This window comes from Cobetia sp. UIB-001 (genome assembly GCF_044789135.1).
GTDB classification, from domain to species: Bacteria; Pseudomonadota; Gammaproteobacteria; order Pseudomonadales; family Halomonadaceae; genus Cobetia; species Cobetia amphilecti.
The window spans coordinates 2,821,236-2,835,298 of the sequence record NZ_CP058244.1 but is presented as its reverse complement, the minus strand read 5'-3'; the positions used below and the strand labels follow the sequence as shown (position 1 = coordinate 2,835,298).

The 14,063-nt window shown below is 64.6% G+C and carries 12 protein-coding genes; 9 read left to right on the top strand and 3 right to left on the bottom strand.

What is annotated here, in order from left to right; all coding sequences use genetic code 11:
- Nucleotides 1-95: 95 nt before the first annotated feature.
- From HA399_RS11790 to HA399_RS11780, 3 genes are all read right to left on the bottom strand, one after another.
- Complete coding sequence (locus HA399_RS11790; RefSeq protein WP_404325085.1) at nucleotides 96-734, bottom strand: helix-turn-helix domain-containing protein; 639 nt, start codon at nucleotides 732-734, stop codon at nucleotides 96-98.
- Between the two features lie 183 nt (nucleotides 735-917).
- The gene (locus HA399_RS11785; RefSeq protein WP_404325084.1) at nucleotides 918-3,194 is read right to left on the bottom strand and encodes a cache domain-containing protein; all 2,277 of its coding nucleotides are present in this window, start codon (nucleotides 3,192-3,194) and stop codon (nucleotides 918-920) included.
- Nucleotides 3,191-4,780: a sigma-54-dependent transcriptional regulator gene (locus HA399_RS11780; RefSeq protein ID WP_404325083.1), complete on the bottom strand. Its 1,590-nt coding sequence runs from the start codon at nucleotides 4,778-4,780 to the stop codon at nucleotides 3,191-3,193. Before HA399_RS11780 ends, HA399_RS11785 begins: the two co-directional genes overlap by 4 nt.
- A gap of 628 nt (nucleotides 4,781-5,408) precedes the next feature.
- Here HA399_RS11780 and HA399_RS11775 point away from each other — a divergent pair.
- The 9 genes from HA399_RS11775 (at nucleotide 5,409) to moaA (ending at nucleotide 14,008) form a co-directional block, all read left to right on the top strand.
- On the top strand, nucleotides 5,409-6,332 hold the full coding sequence (locus tag HA399_RS11775; protein WP_215823197.1) for a substrate-binding domain-containing protein: 924 nt from the start codon (nucleotides 5,409-5,411) through the stop codon (nucleotides 6,330-6,332).
- 26 nt (nucleotides 6,333-6,358) lie between these two features.
- Nucleotides 6,359-7,033, top strand: a complete 675-nt coding sequence (locus tag HA399_RS11770) for an ABC transporter permease (RefSeq protein ID WP_199852303.1) — start codon at nucleotides 6,359-6,361, stop codon at nucleotides 7,031-7,033.
- 118 nt (nucleotides 7,034-7,151) lie between these two features.
- On the top strand, nucleotides 7,152-7,964 hold the full coding sequence (locus HA399_RS11765) for an ATP-binding cassette domain-containing protein (protein WP_404325082.1): 813 nt from the start codon (nucleotides 7,152-7,154) through the stop codon (nucleotides 7,962-7,964).
- A gap of 153 nt (nucleotides 7,965-8,117) precedes the next feature.
- A complete protein-coding gene (gene mobA / locus HA399_RS11760; protein ID WP_404325081.1) occupies nucleotides 8,118-8,834 on the top strand; it encodes a molybdenum cofactor guanylyltransferase in 717 nt (238 codons plus the stop codon).
- A gap of 518 nt (nucleotides 8,835-9,352) precedes the next feature.
- On the top strand, nucleotides 9,353-9,952 hold the full coding sequence (gene mobB, locus HA399_RS11755) for a molybdopterin-guanine dinucleotide biosynthesis protein B (protein WP_054556297.1): 600 nt from the start codon (nucleotides 9,353-9,355) through the stop codon (nucleotides 9,950-9,952).
- Complete coding sequence (gene glp / locus HA399_RS11750; protein ID WP_404325080.1) at nucleotides 9,949-11,388, top strand: gephyrin-like molybdotransferase Glp; 1,440 nt, start codon at nucleotides 9,949-9,951, stop codon at nucleotides 11,386-11,388. Before mobB ends, glp begins: the two co-directional genes overlap by 4 nt.
- 163 nt (nucleotides 11,389-11,551) lie before the next feature.
- Nucleotides 11,552-12,400 (top strand): cyclic pyranopterin monophosphate synthase MoaC, encoded by an 849-nt coding sequence (moaC, locus tag HA399_RS11745; protein WP_404325079.1) that lies wholly within the window; start codon nucleotides 11,552-11,554, stop codon nucleotides 12,398-12,400.
- Between the two features lies 1 nt (nucleotide 12,401).
- Nucleotides 12,402-13,022: a molybdenum cofactor biosynthesis protein MoaE gene (locus HA399_RS11740; RefSeq protein WP_404325078.1), complete on the top strand. Its 621-nt coding sequence runs from the start codon at nucleotides 12,402-12,404 to the stop codon at nucleotides 13,020-13,022.
- On the top strand, nucleotides 13,019-14,008 hold the full coding sequence (gene moaA, locus HA399_RS11735; RefSeq protein ID WP_404325077.1) for a GTP 3',8-cyclase MoaA: 990 nt from the start codon (nucleotides 13,019-13,021) through the stop codon (nucleotides 14,006-14,008). The genes HA399_RS11740 and moaA overlap by 4 nt, the downstream gene beginning before the upstream one ends.
- The last annotated feature ends 55 nt before the right edge of the window (nucleotides 14,009-14,063 follow it).

The following is a 14,063-nucleotide window of genomic DNA, read 5'->3' as shown; positions in this document are numbered from 1 at the left end:
CCAACTCGGCCGAGCTGGCTTGGGACTTACTGGTCAATGGCGTGCTGGCCAGGGCCGAGCTGGCAGGGCCGAGCAGTTCTCGAGCGAATGCCTGCCTAGCGACTCTGTGCGATGCATAGCCACTGGCAGTCTGGGGCCTCGGCAGCGTCGGAGGTCCCGTGGTGGGTGACTTCACTGCTTGAGAGTTCATGGCTTGCGGCTTGCGATGTCTCAGGCTTGCGCCAATGCAGTTGATAGCGCTCCCCGGCATGCAATCGCGCTGCATCACCACATTCGAGAAGTGCCTCCTGGCAGGCCGCCGTCGCGGGGAATTCGATACACAGTGCGCCGTGCGTCACCAGCACCAGGCTGTCATGCGCGGCCTGCAGATAGGCGCTGCACCCCGGTGCGAGGCTGCCCAGCTCGACCTGGGGCTGTGGCGATGTCTGCCGGGATTGATCAATGCGCCGCAGCGTGAGTCCCGGTCCACAGCCCGCGACCGGTTCATGCTCGCTGTCACGCAGGATGCGTGGTGGTTCGACGGGTATCTCATCGCTGAAGAAGACGCTCAGCGAGATCGGAAATACCTCGAGAATCTTGTTCAGCGAGCTGACGGAAGGGCTGACCGCGTCCTGCTCGACCTGCGAGATGGTCGAATTGGTCACCTGGGCGCGCTTGGCCAGTTCACGCTGCGAGAGGCCATGACGCGTGCGCAGTTCGCGCAGCCGCTTGCCCAGCGTGCGAGACGCTGCCATCTCCCCATCGTCAGTGGGCTGCGCTGCCTTGCCAGCAGTGAGAGGTTCGGGGACAGTAGGGGAGCTATCGTGCGACATCAGTGGTGCCTGATTGAGTGAGCATGCGCGCAGGCTAGCACGCGGGCGGGAGTCCGTGGCAGTGCGCCTCGCCACGCCCGGGTGAGTTCATTTGTTACTTGTGGCTCAAGGCGAGCGACTGCTGCCCCCGGCGCTGAGCGTCTCGAGCAGATGGCGCCCTTGATCATCCTCATGATGCCGGCGTGCGATGCACGGCAGCCACAGGCAGAAGGTGGCGCCGCCACCGGGCGTATCTTCCAGCCATAGCCTGCCCCCCAGCTGGGTGATCAATCCGGATGAGACCGACAGGCCGATGCCCGAGCCATTGGCGCGCGTGGTGAAGAAGGGCGTGAAGATGCGCGACTTCAGGTGCTCGGGCACGCCAGCGCCGTGATCGATGACGCGTATCTCGACTCCCGCCACGGGGGCGAGCTCCGCTGTTGGCGCTGGCACTGAGGCTGACGCTGGCGCTGAGGTTGATGTATCCGGACGGCTGTTTGGCTCGCCGTTCATTACGGCCAGCGCTGCATCACGATCACGGCTGGTGATGCACAGCGTATCCGGCGCAGGCGCCATCTCGATGGCGTTGATCAGCAGATTGACCAGCACCTGGGTCAGTTGCGCGCGATCGGCTTCGATCAAGCGGGTCGCCGCCAGTTCATGCTGCAATTGATGGCCATGATGATCCAGCGCGTGCCTGACCAGCACCTCGACACTGTGGATCGCCTCGTCGGGATGAATCTGGCTGAGGTGAGGCGCACCGAGCGACGGTGTCAGTGAGTTGTCGTCACCAATGTCGTTGGAGGCGAGCGGGTCGCGTGCGTACTGACGCAGGTTGTCGACCAGTGCGCGAATGCGCTCGACCTGATGGATGATGGTGGCGATTTCCTCGCGCACCGGCTCGGCCTGTTCACCGAGTATCACCTCGATCAACTCGACATGACCCAGAATCACCGCGGCGGGGTTGTTGATCTCGTGGCCGATACCCGCCGTCAGCTCGCCTAGTGCCGCCAGTTTCTCGCGGGTCAGCAGGCGTGCACGCGCTTCGCGCAGCAGGCGGACGTGCTCCTCCAGCGCCTGACTGCGTTCGCGCAGCGTGGCGGTCTGGGCGCTCAGATCGCGGGTACGATCCTCCACCTGGGCTTCCAGCGTCTGGGCCGCGAGCTGTATCTCGTGGCGGTGCGCTTCCAGTCGCGCCAGCATGGCGTCGAATTCCTCGGCCAGTTCATCCAGCTCATCACCGTGCCGCTGCGCCGGCCCCAGTGAGGACAACGGGCCTATGCGCAAGCCTTCCTGTGAGGGGGTATCACGCACCGCATGCACCACACGGCGAATCTGTCGGATCGGCTGCATCAGACGCTCGATGCTGCTCCACACCAGCAGTACCCCCAACAGACTGACCGCGATCAGCACCAGGCTGATATGCGCCAGCGTCTCGCGATAGAGTCGCGCGTAGGGCGCCTGCGGATAGCCTGCGTAGATCATGCCGATCCGCTGGCCATCCAGAGAATCCAGCGGGGCATAGGCGGCCACGAACCAGTCACGAACCACGAAGGCACGATTGATATAGCGCTCGCCATTGCCGATCACCTGACGCTTCACCTCCAGCGAGGCGCGCGTGCCCAGCGCGCGCTCGCCGCTGGCGTCGGTGACATTGGTGGCGATGCGGACATCGTCGAGAAACAGGGTGATGGTGCCGGTGCCATCTTCCGGCAGAGTGCCGGGGCCGTAGAGCAGATCGCGGATTTCATCGACCAGACGCGGATCACGGTTGAGCAGGCGGCCCGCATCCAGCGCGCCCAGCAGCTTGCCCTCGCCATCGAGGATGGGCACCAGCGCCCGCAGCAGCATGCCGCGGTTCTCCTCGCGGCGGGCACTGGGTTGTGCGTAGGGCGTCTGGCGCAGCGCAAGGCGCGCGCGCTCGGCAAGGGCAGGGTCCAACGTCGCCAGTGAGTCGCTGGACAGCATGTCGAGGCCATCCAGGCTTTCGCCGCGCGCCAGTTGCGGAATCAGCGCGGCGACGCCGGGCGTCTGGCGCAACTGCTCGGTGGGCAGCCAGCGCAGCCAGTCGGCATTGAGGGTGTCCCGCATGGTATTCAGGCGCGGCACCAGCCGTGGCAACAGCTGCGCGGTCTGCTCATCGGGTGCCACCAGTTGGCGCAGGTTACGACGCATCGCCTCCAGGCCATCACGCAGGCGCTGATGCTGGCTCTGCAGCGTGCGGCTGGCGACATCAAGATCGCTGCGCACGTTCATGTACAGCTGGCGGTCGGTATAGGCCGTGGTCCAGTAGGCGGTCAGGCCGACCAGCGCCAGCATCAGCGCCAGCAGCGGCGCCAGTGTCAGCAGCAGCAGCCTGCGCCGCAGCGAACCGGCGAAGTAATGGCGCAGGCGCTTGATCATGCGCTGCCGTCGGCTCCGTAGGGAGCGGCGGACGTGGTGGCGGAGGCGGGTTGATCGCTCTCAGTGCCGCTCTCAGTACCAATCTCAGTGCCACTCTCAGTGGCATTCTCAGCGCCACTGTCCTCACTGATTTGCTGCTCGGCGCGCCAGGTGGTCAGTTTGCGATCCAGCGTCTTGCGCGAGATGCCCAGCTGTCGGGCGGCGGCGGACTTGTTGTTGGCATGTCGCTCCAGTACCGCGCACAGATGGGCCTTTTCCACCGCATCCAATGACCACTCGAGTGGATAGCCGCTGCTGGTGGCCTCTTCCTCGGTGGAGGTGGTCGCGTCTCCGCTGTCGTCCCATATCTCGTGGCCTGGTGCCTGTGCGGCCTGACTGTCGACCGGCAGGGTATCGCCGGGCAGGCGGCCGAGCAGCAAGGCGCGCTCGATGACGTTCTTGAGTTCCCGCACATTGCCGGGCCAGGAATAGTGGCACAGGCGAGTGAGATCAGAATGCTGCCAGGGCACGGCGGGGAGGTTGAGCTCACGCGACAGTTGGCGCGAGAAATGCTGGGCCAGCGCCGGGATGTCTTCCGGGCGCTCGCGCAGGGCCGGCAGTGTCAGGCTCAGCACGTTGAGGCGATAGTAGAGGTCTTCGCGGAAGCGGCCCGTGGCCACCTCCGTTTCCAGCGTGCGGTGAGTGGCGGCGACGATACGCACGTCCACCGCCTGTTCCTGCTCGCCGCCGACGGGTCGCACGCGGCGCGTCTCCAGTACTCGCAACAGCTTGGCCTGCATTGCCAATGGCATCTCGCCGATTTCATCCAGGAACAGCGTGCCGCCATCGGCGAAGCTGAACAGGCCATCACGGCCACGGTGCGCGCCGGTAAAGGCACCTTTGAGGTGGCCGAACAGCTCGCTCTCCAACAGCTCCGGGCTGATGGCGCCGCAGTTGACCGGCACGAAGGCGCCGTGCCGACCGGATAGGCGATGCAGATCACGCGCCGCCAGCTCCTTGCCGGTGCCGGACTCCCCCAGAATCAGCACCGGTGAGGGCGCAGGGGCGACGCGCGCGATGATATGCGCCAGCTCCTGCATGGCAGGGCTCTCGCCCTTGAGGCTGGCCTCTTCCTGCTGATGGCGGGCATTGTCGCGCCGGAGCAGGAAGTTTTCCCGCGTCAGCTGGCGGCGCTCAAGGCAGCGGTCCAGCGCGGCCTGCAACTGTTCGAGACGAAACGGCTTGATGATGAAATCACAGGCCCCGGCCCGCAGTGCGCGCACAGCGGTCTCGAGATCGGCGTAGGCCGTCATGAAGATGACATCGCTGACCGAAGAGGGCGCAAGCGCTTCATCCCAATCCAGGCCATCGCGCCCCGGCAGGCGAATGTCGAGCAGGATGAGGTCGAAGTGCAGGCGCGAGCGCAGGGCTTCGGCCTGCTCGATACTGTCGGCGCATTCGATCAGCGCGAAGCGCGAGGACAGTGCCTTCTCCAGATAGCGGCGCATGCCGGGCTCGTCATCGACGATCAGTACCGAGGCGGTGGGGAGGGGGTCGCTGCCGCTACGCCGGGTCTCACGGGGTGTGGAGGGGGCGTGGGCAGTCATGGCATTCCTCGAGTCAACAGGGCAGTAATGGTCGCAGGGGAGATCATCTCTATCATGCGGGCATTGTGGCGTGCTGCTCACTGGTAATCTAGCGCTGGATGCCACATTGCTGCCTCTTTCTGCTTACGCTGGCCACAGGCAGGGCCTTGCAGCCTTGTCAGCACGCGGCGCTGGCAGGCAGGGTTGGCAGGCTGTCCCGTTGCGCTACGCAAGGCCCGGCGATGACTCGGCAATCGGGTCGTCATGGGTCAGTGGTGGTCATGCCTGGAGTTATTGTCAGTATTTTTCCGGCCATTCCAGCAGTGCCATTCCGGCAGTGCCATTCCAGCAGCGCCATTCGCTCCAGTCGATATAGCGATGTCAGCAGGGCGACAGGGACGACAGGAGGCGGGAGCCGGCAAGTCTGCCTGCTGGAGAAGATTCCGGTATCATCGCCGGCTGTCTTGCGTGCCAGTCCATGTATCAGCGCTGTCTGGCAAAGCCTTGAAAGCCTTTTATTGGATCGTCCGTTTTATTGGATCGTCCGTTTCGTCACCAGAGCGCTTTCGGCATGTCGTTTGCAGAGTCAGCATTCACGCTGATGTCATCAAGACCGTCACGCCAGGAAAAATATTCAGGGAGCACCCCCATGCCGCAACGCCATACCTTGTCTTCTCGTCGCCTGCTGGCCACCCTCGCAGGCCTGTCATTCGGTGCGCTGAGTATTCTGCCGGCCCAGGCAGCCGACGACATCATCCGTCTGGCCACCACGACCAGTACCTACAATTCAGGCCTGCTCGATCACCTGCTGCCGGAGTATGAAGAAGCCCACGATGTCACCATTCAGGTCATCGCGGTCGGTACCGGCAAGGCGTTGCGCATGGGACAGGATGGCGATGTGGATCTGGTGATGACCCACGCCCCGGGCGCCGAGCGCAAGTTCGTCGATGCCGGCTACGGTGTCGAGCCGCATGGCGTGATGTACAACGACTTCGTGCTGCTCGGCCCCGAGGCGGACCCGGCGGCCATCGACGGCATGCAGGATGTGGACGCGGCACTGGGCAAGATCGCCGGCGCCAATGCCGGCTTCATCTCGCGCGGCGATGACTCCGGCACCCACAAGAAGGAATTGGCCTTGTGGCAGAGTGCCGATGTCACCCCTGACTTCTCCGGCTACAAGGCCGTCGGCCAGGGCATGGGCAAGGTGCTGAGCATGGCCAGTGAGCTGCAGGACTACACCCTGAGTGATCGTGGCACCTGGCTTGCGATGGAAGACAAGCTCGAGCTTGAGATTCTGGTCGAGGGCGATGCGCGCCTCTTCAACCCCTATCAGGTGATCCTGGTCAACCCGGCCAATCATGATGGGCTCAATACCCGTGGTGCGCGTGAGCTGGCCCAATGGCTGATCTCCAGCGAAGGGCAGCAGGCAATCGATGATTACCGTCTCAAGGGCAAAGCGCTGTTCCATGCCAGCCACGGCGAGACCGGCTTCGATGCTCGCCAGACAGCGGACCGCGCCTCTGAGCGCACGCCGGTGAAGGCGCAGGGCGCACAGGCTGAGCCGCGTTCGTGAGCTTGTGGCAAACCACGCAGGAGGCCATGAGCCTCCTGCTGAGCATGGATGGCGCGCTGTGGGAGATCATCGGCGTGTCGTTTCGTGTCTCGTTGATGGCGATGTTGATCGCGGTGCCACCGGCACTGTTGATCGCCTTCGTGCTGGTTCGCTGTGCCTTCCCGGGGCGCTGGCTGCTGATCTCGCTGATCAATACCCTGATGGCTGTCCCCACCGTGGTGGTGGGGCTGCTGCTGTTCATCCTGCTGTCGCGCGCTGGCCCGCTGGGCGATTGGCATCTGCTGTTCACCCAGCCGGCGATGGTGATCGGGCAGATTCTGCTCGCCCTGCCGATTCTTGTAGTGATGCTGCATGCCGCGCTGGCGGGCGTCGACAAGCGTGCCTGGGAGACGGCCTTGCAGCTGGGGGCGTCGCGCCGGGCGGCGCTGTGGCGGCTGGTGATGGAGGCCCGGTTCGGCGTGATGGCGGCGTTGGTGGCCGCGTTTGGTAGAATCATCGCTGAAGTGGGTTGCGCCATGATGGTGGGTGGTAACATTGCCGGTTTCACGCGCAATATCACCACGGCCATCGCGCTGGAAACCCTCAAGGGCGAGTACGCCCAGGGGGTCGCCCTGGGCATGGTATTGCTGGTGTTGGCACTGGCGCTCAATCTGATGCTGGGGCTGTTGCGTGGTCGTGGTCAGCTGGTGGTGCAGGCGTGACCCGCGGCCTCGCCACAAGTCACGTTCTGCTCCCGCAGCCTGCAAGCCGCCTGCCTGCCAGTTGAGACAAGCACACCAGCACTGATCGTGTCAGGCTGAATCGTCGTATGGAGTCATGATGTTCCCCCCTAGTTCTTCGTCCTCGTCTGTTCCCCCGGGCGCCCCCTCCTGCCCGGTGGCGGGGACTGGCTTCGCGCAAGCCGCGCCGCCTGCTGCCCAGGTACTCGCTGCCGACGCAAGCGTTGCCCCTCTGTTGCGTGTGCGCGGCCTCGAATATCGCTTGCCGCCTGCGGCGCAGGCATCCGGCGAGGGCGCCGAGGCGCAAGGGCGCCTGTTGTGGCATGTGGCGGCGCTGGATTGGGCGCCGACCCCGGCGTCCGGCTGGGTGCACCTCAAGGGTGACAACGGCAGTGGCAAGACCACGCTGCTGCGCGTGCTGGCCGGCATGCAGCCAGCGACAGGCGGCAAGCTTGAATGGCAGACCCGTGACGCTCATCCGGTGCGCTACCTGCACCAGCAGCCGTATCTGTTCGACACCAGCGTGGCCGGCAATCTGGTGCTGGCGGCTCGCTGGCAACCCGACAGCGGCTCTGCCGGCCAGCAGCGCGATCAGGTTGAGGAGATGCTGCGCTGGAGCGGGCTGAGCGATCAGGCCCGTCAGCCCGCCCGCTCATTGTCGGGTGGCGAGCGGGCGCGACTGGCATTGGCGCGCGCCTGGTTGTCGCGTCCGCCGGTGCTGTTGCTGGATGAGCCTGCCGCCAATCTGGACCAGGCCGCCGTCGAGCAGTTGGCGCTGCGACTGGAGCAGATGTGCCAGCAGGGGTGTGCGGTGATCCTGTCCTCGCATCAGGACAATGCCTTGAGTCAGGGCTCGAGTGCGCGCTGGACGCTGAGCGCTGCCAGCCTGCACACTGAGCCCTCAGCGGGCTGAGTCGTCTTCATGGGCTGAGCCTTCAGTGCAAGCACCTCAAGCTTCAGGGCTGAGAAAGCCCTGTGCATCAGCCCCTTGCACTGGATGCTCTGCCATCAGCCCTGCTGCATGACATTACCTGCGCCTTTGCGCACTCGACCGGGATACGCCTTCATGCCGAGCTCCAATCACACCTCTGACGCCACGCCACTGCCGAGCGATGCCGAGCAGCTCAAGGCCTCGCTCACGCCCGCCAATATCACCGGGGTGGTGCTGGCCGGTGGCCAGGCGCGGCGCATGGGTGGCGTCGACAAGGGTCTGGTCATGCTCAATGAGGTGCCGCTGGTGGCGCATGTGCTGGCGCGCCTGACCCCTCAGCTGGGTGAGCTGTTGATCAATGCCAATCGCTCGCACGCCGAATATGCCGCCTATGGGCATCCGCTGGTCGAAGACAGCGAGCAGGGTTACCACGGCCCCCTGATGGGCATGGCCAGTGCGCTGGCGGCAGCGCGGACGCCCTGGGTGATGATGGTGGCCTGCGATGTGCCGCATCTGCCCAATGAGCTGGTCGAGACGCTGAGTGTGGCGCTGATCGACCATGCCAACGGCGATCATCTGGAAGGCTTCACTGTCGAGGGCGGTCACGCGGTTGATGCCGGGCCTGCGCTGCTGGCCGTGGCGGCAGACGAGTTCCGTTACCATCCGGTGATCTGTCTCATGCACCGTGGCCTGCTGCCCTCGCTGCAGGCGGCGCTGGCCGCTGGCGAGCGCAAGATCGACCGCTGGTTCGATCAGCATGTCTGGCTCAAGGTGCAGGCGGGCAGCGAGCAGGACTTCGCCAATCTCAATACCCTTGAAGAATGCCGTGAGATGGAAGCCGGCTCGCGCTGAGCGTGCTTCTTTCCTGACGTCCTCTGCGTGTCATCCGTTCCCGCTTGCACGCTCAGAGTGTGTCATTGTGATGCAGGTCGTCATCGCAAGGGGCGTCTCTTCAGGAGTCTGGCGGGTTATTGTCTTTGCCTGCCCGGTATTGATGGCCTTGGCGTTGCACACTTGAAAGTGTCGTGTCTGGCGGTTCTGGCGGCTGTCTTGCCACTCTGCGTCGTTGCCCCCATTGAACCCTTGCTCATATCGAGCCGTTGCCCCATTGAAATGAGCGCCATGCGTGTTCACCTTCATGGCATCCGCTCAGCCCGCATTGTCATCGTCACCTCTTTCCTTTGCGGGCGCGGGAGCGCTGCGGTGAGCCCGTCGACAGGCCGCCTTACGCCGGAATCATCAAGAGAACCTTCATGCCTGAGTCTTCCTCCACGACTGACCAGCGTGCTGATACCGCTGTCAGTGCTGAACATTCCTCCCCCCGCAGTGATGCTCCCACGCCGCGTGGTGATATTTCTCATGAAGTCGGGATGTCGCCCGCCTGGCAGGCACGTCTGGCGGCGTCAGCGTGTCCGCTGCTGGGCATCGCGGCCTGGAGCGGCACCGGCAAGACCACGCTGCTCGAGCAGCTGCTGCCCGAGTTGAGAGCGCGCGGCCTCCGCGTCGCCGTGATCAAGCATGCGCATCATGCCTTCGATGTCGATACGCCGGGCAAGGACAGCCATCGTCTGCGAACGGCCGGTGCCGTGCCGATGCTGGTGGCGTCCGCCAAGCGCTTTGCGCTGATGATGGAGACGCCGGACCAGGCGGAGGCCGATCTGGAGCAGCTGGTGGCGCAACTTGAGGGGCTGGAGGTGGACCTGATTCTGGTCGAGGGCTTCAAGCAGTGGCCGCTGCCCAAGCTTGAGCTGTACCGCGAGGCCGTGGGCAAGCCGCTGCGAGCCCCAGAGGACCCCTGGATCCATGCGCTGGCGACACCGGCGGCGCAGCTGCCGCCTCGTGATGATGTGCCGCAGGACCTCAAGCGGCTCGATCTTGACGATCCTCAGGCGCTGGCCGCCTGGATCGCCGCCTGGCCGGTGCATTGGCGTCTGGAAGGCGGCAAGCCGCGTGGCGAGGTGGGCGCATGAGTCTGTCGTGTTTCGATCCGCGTTTCGGCGAGCGCATGCTGAGTGTCGATGAAGCCTTGAGCGTGCTGGGGGAGAGCCTGGCGGGCGTGATGCGCACGCCACGCAGCGAACGTGTCGCCCTGGCGCAGGCGCCCGGACGTGTGCTCGCCGAGACGGTCATCTCGCCGCTGGATGTCCCGGCGCAGACCAACGCGGCGATGGATGGCATCGCGCTGGCGCGGGCTTCATTGCCAGACGCGGAGAGCGGCGAGCCCCTGAGCGATCGCGGCGAATTGAGCGATCACTGCGAGCTGAGCGTGATCGGCAGCTCGCTGGCGGGCCATCCCTGGACGGGCCGGGCGCTGGCCGCGGGGGAGGCCATGCGCATCACGACCGGTGCGGCCCTGCCCGCAGGCGCCGACACCGTCATCATGCAGGAGCAGCTCGAATATCGCTCCGCGCAGGGCGAAGGGCTGGGCGAGGGCTTGATTGAGAGCGAAGCAGGCGAGCGGGTGGTGATCGAGGGCGTGACCAGCATTCGCCGTGGCCAGAATGTGCGTCAGGCCGGAGAGGACATCGCGCGCGGCAGCCAGGTGATGGCGGCGGGCCAGTGGCTGACGCCTGCCGCCGTGGGCGTGCTGGCGTCGCTCGGGCTCGCCGAGGTCGCCGTCTATCGGCCACTGATGGTGGCGATCTTCTCCACCGGTGACGAGGTCACGGCCCCCGGCGAGACGCTGCCGGCCGGCGGTATCTATGACGCCAATCGCTTCAGCCTCGTGGCGCTGCTGCGCGACCAGGGCATCGAGGTGCTGGATCTCGGCATCCTGAGCGATGACGAGGCGAGCGTGAGTGCTGCCCTGCGGGATGCCGCGACGCGTGCCGACATGGTCATCACCTCCGGCGGCGTGTCGGTGGGCGAGGCCGATCATGTGCGCAGCGCCCTCGCTGCCTGTGGTGAGCTCGCGCTGTGGCGCATCGCCATGCGTCCGGGGCGCCCGCTGGCGTTCGGCATGTTGCGTGCCACTCCCGCCGACGCCGAGTCGTCATCTGGCCAGGTGCCGTTCTTCGGCTTGCCGGGCAATCCGGTGGCGACCATGGTCACCTTCCTGCAGTTCGTGCTGCCCGCGCTGCGCCTGTTGTCGGGCCAGCAGCGGTTGGCGAAGGATGAGGCGAGCGCCTCCGCGACGACGCTGGCGCAGTGGCAAGCCCCGCGCCTGCAGTTGATCGCCGGCGAGACGCTGTGCTCACGTGCCGAGCGTGTCGACTATCATCGCGGCCAGATCGTGCTGGATGACCAGGGGCGTCAGGTGGTGATGACCACGGGGCGGCAGGGCTCGGGTATTCTGACCTCGATGTTGCTGGCCGAATGCCTGATCGAGATTCCCGCCGGCTGCGCCACGCTTCACGCCGGTGAGCCGGTCATGGTGCAGTGGCTGGGCAGTCGCGGCATCGTCTAGGCGATGCCCGCCCAGTGGTCATGCCAGCTGATTCATGAAAAGATAGTCTGCTAATTTCTTGGCCAGTCCTGTCCATCAGGGCTTGCCTGCCTGCTTCTTCAGGCTTTGGTATTTCTGAGATTGCCGCCAGTCAGGCGCACCCGATACGGATACGAGACAGCTCATGAGCCTTACTCATCTCAACGCACGCGGCGAAGCCCATATGGTGGATGTTGCGGACAAGCAGGAAACCCGCCGCGAGGCGCGAGCCAGCGCACGCGTCAGCATGCTGCCTGCCACGCTCGCTCTGCTCGCCGAAGGTGGCCTGCCCAAAGGGGATGTGCTGGCGACGGCGCGTATTGCCGGCATCCAGGCGGCCAAGCGCACTCATGAGCTGATTCCGCTCTGTCATGCCTTGATGCTCTCCAAGGTGACGGTCGACTTCACGCTGGACAGCGCCAACAGCTGCGTGGAAATTCAGGTGCTGTGCCGCCTCAATGGGCGTACCGGTGTCGAGATGGAGGCACTGACGGCGGCCTCGGTGGCGGCATTGACGCTCTATGACATGTGCAAGGCGGTCGACAAGGGTATCGTGATCGGCGATATCCAGCTCGAGACCAAGACCGGCGGCAAGAGTGGTGACTGGCAGCGCCCGGACGAAGCCGCCGCTGTCGAGCAGACGTCGGCTGAGCCAAGCCGGTCTGAACCAAGCCGTGCTGCAACAGCTGAGCCCATCGAAGCGACAGCGGGACAGGCCGCTCCGGCGGCCCGCGGTGATGCCACCGTGCGGGTTCTCTTCCTGGCGGAACTGCGGGAACGCCTGGACCTCGACAGTCTGGCGCTTAACCTGACGACGCTGTCCCAAGCGACGGTCGGGGGCCTGAAGCGCACCTTGGCGCTGCGTGACCCTCAGCTTGAAGCGCTCAATGACACTCGCGTGCTATGCGCCGTCAATCAGGACATGGTGCGCGATGACCACCCATTGAATGCCGGTGATGAAGTCGCCTTCTTCCCACCGGTGACGGGGGGCTGACATGACCCAGGTCGCAAACGAAGCCTCGCAGGCCTTTTCTGTCAGTATTCAGGCCAGCGATTTTGATCTGCGTGTCGAGCAGGACGTCCTGACGCGTGGGCGCGGCGACATCGGTGCCGTGGTGTCCTTCACGGGGCTGGTGCGTGATTTCAATCAGCGACCGGATGTCGTCGCGCTGACGCTGGAACACTACCCCGGCATGACGGAGCGTAGCCTCGAGCGCTTGATCACAGAGGCGCGCGAGCGCTTCCCGCTCACCGGGGTGCGCATCATTCACCGTGTCGGACGGCTCGAGCCCGGCGACAATATCGTGCTGGTGCTGGTCGCCAGTGCGCATCGTCAGGCTGCCTTTGCCGGCTGTGACTTCCTGATGGACCACCTCAAGTCGCGGGCGCCTTTCTGGAAAAAGGAGCACACCGCCACGGGAGATTATTGGGTGCGGGAACGCTCGAGCGATCGCGAGGCACTCGAGCGCTGGCATCCAGAGTCCGCGGTGACAGCAGAGGGTGAAGCGGTATCCCCCTTTGTCGAGCAACACAAGGCTGATGACTCATTGGCCGAGGCCAGCAGCGAAGAGAGACAATCAGCGCTGGCAACACCCAAGTTTTCGGGAGAGTCATGATGGAAACCCTGGTCGATGACTTCGGTCGTCGCATCCGCTATGTTCGCCTGTCAGTGACGGACCGCTGTGACTTTCGCTGCGTCTATTGCATGAGCGAAGAGATGACCTTTCTGCCACGCGACGAGGTCTTGAGCCTCGAAGAGATCGCGTTGCTGGCGCGCGCCTTCGTGGAATTGGGGGTCGAGAAGATTCGCCTGACCGGCGGGGAGCCGCTGGTGCGGCGTGATATCGGCAAGCTGGTCGATGAAATCGGCGCGCTCGAGGGGCTCAAGGACTTCTCGATGACCACCAACGGCGCGGGCCTTGCCAAGCACGCCGCGCAGTTGAAGGCCGCCGGCATGTCACGGCTGAATATCAGCCTTGATTCTCTGGACCCGGAGCGCTTCAAGGCGTTGACGCGTACCGGCGACCTGAACAAGGTGATCGCCGGCATCCGTGCTGCGCGCGAGGAAGGTTTCCGCATCAAGCTCAATGCAGTGGTGCTGAAAGGGCGCAATGATCACGAAGTGGTGTCGCTGGTCGAATTCGCTCGTGAGGAAGGGTTGGACATCAGCTTCATCGAGGAGATGCCGCTGGGCCAGGTCTCTGACCACGGTCGTGACGAGACCTTCTGCTCCAGTGATGATGTCCAGGCGCGCATCGAGACGCGTTATCCGCTGATTCCCACGCTTGAAGACAGTCTGGGGCCAGCCCGTTATTTCCGCATGGCGGACAGCGAATCACGGGTGGGATTCATCTCACCGCACAGTCATAACTTCTGCTCGACCTGCAACCGCGTTCGCGTCACGGTAGAGGGGCGTCTGTTGCTGTGTCTTGGCAATGAGCACTCGCTTGACCTGCGTGACATCATGCGTCGCCACCCGGGTGACATCGGGCCGCTCAAGGCCGCGATCATCGATGCCATGCACCTCAAGCCCGAGCGTCATCACTTCACGACAGATGGTGATGTCCAGATCGTTCGCTTCATGAACATGACGGGAGGCTGAGTCCTTTTTCGTCATCAGTCGTGGCGCTCATGTTGATCGAGCTATCTCGGATAAC

Coding starts and splice junctions, on each gene's coding strand:
- HA399_RS11790 (WP_404325085.1), bottom strand. CDS start 734: ATGGCAGCGTCTCGCACGCTGGGCAAGCGGCTGCGCGAACTGCGCACG.
- HA399_RS11785 (WP_404325084.1), bottom strand. CDS start 3,194: ATGATCAAGCGCCTGCGCCATTACTTCGCCGGTTCGCTGCGGCGCAGG.
- HA399_RS11780 (WP_404325083.1), bottom strand. CDS start 4,780: ATGACTGCCCACGCCCCCTCCACACCCCGTGAGACCCGGCGTAGCGGC.
- HA399_RS11775 (WP_215823197.1), top strand. CDS start 5,409: ATGCCGCAACGCCATACCTTGTCTTCTCGTCGCCTGCTGGCCACCCTC.
- HA399_RS11770 (WP_199852303.1), top strand. CDS start 6,359: ATGAGCCTCCTGCTGAGCATGGATGGCGCGCTGTGGGAGATCATCGGC.
- HA399_RS11765 (WP_404325082.1), top strand. CDS start 7,152: ATGTTCCCCCCTAGTTCTTCGTCCTCGTCTGTTCCCCCGGGCGCCCCC.
- mobA (WP_404325081.1), top strand. CDS start 8,118: ATGCCGAGCTCCAATCACACCTCTGACGCCACGCCACTGCCGAGCGAT.
- mobB (WP_054556297.1), top strand. CDS start 9,353: ATGTCGCCCGCCTGGCAGGCACGTCTGGCGGCGTCAGCGTGTCCGCTG.
- glp (WP_404325080.1), top strand. CDS start 9,949: ATGAGTCTGTCGTGTTTCGATCCGCGTTTCGGCGAGCGCATGCTGAGT.
- moaC (WP_404325079.1), top strand. CDS start 11,552: ATGAGCCTTACTCATCTCAACGCACGCGGCGAAGCCCATATGGTGGAT.
- HA399_RS11740 (WP_404325078.1), top strand. CDS start 12,402: ATGACCCAGGTCGCAAACGAAGCCTCGCAGGCCTTTTCTGTCAGTATT.
- moaA (WP_404325077.1), top strand. CDS start 13,019: ATGATGGAAACCCTGGTCGATGACTTCGGTCGTCGCATCCGCTATGTT.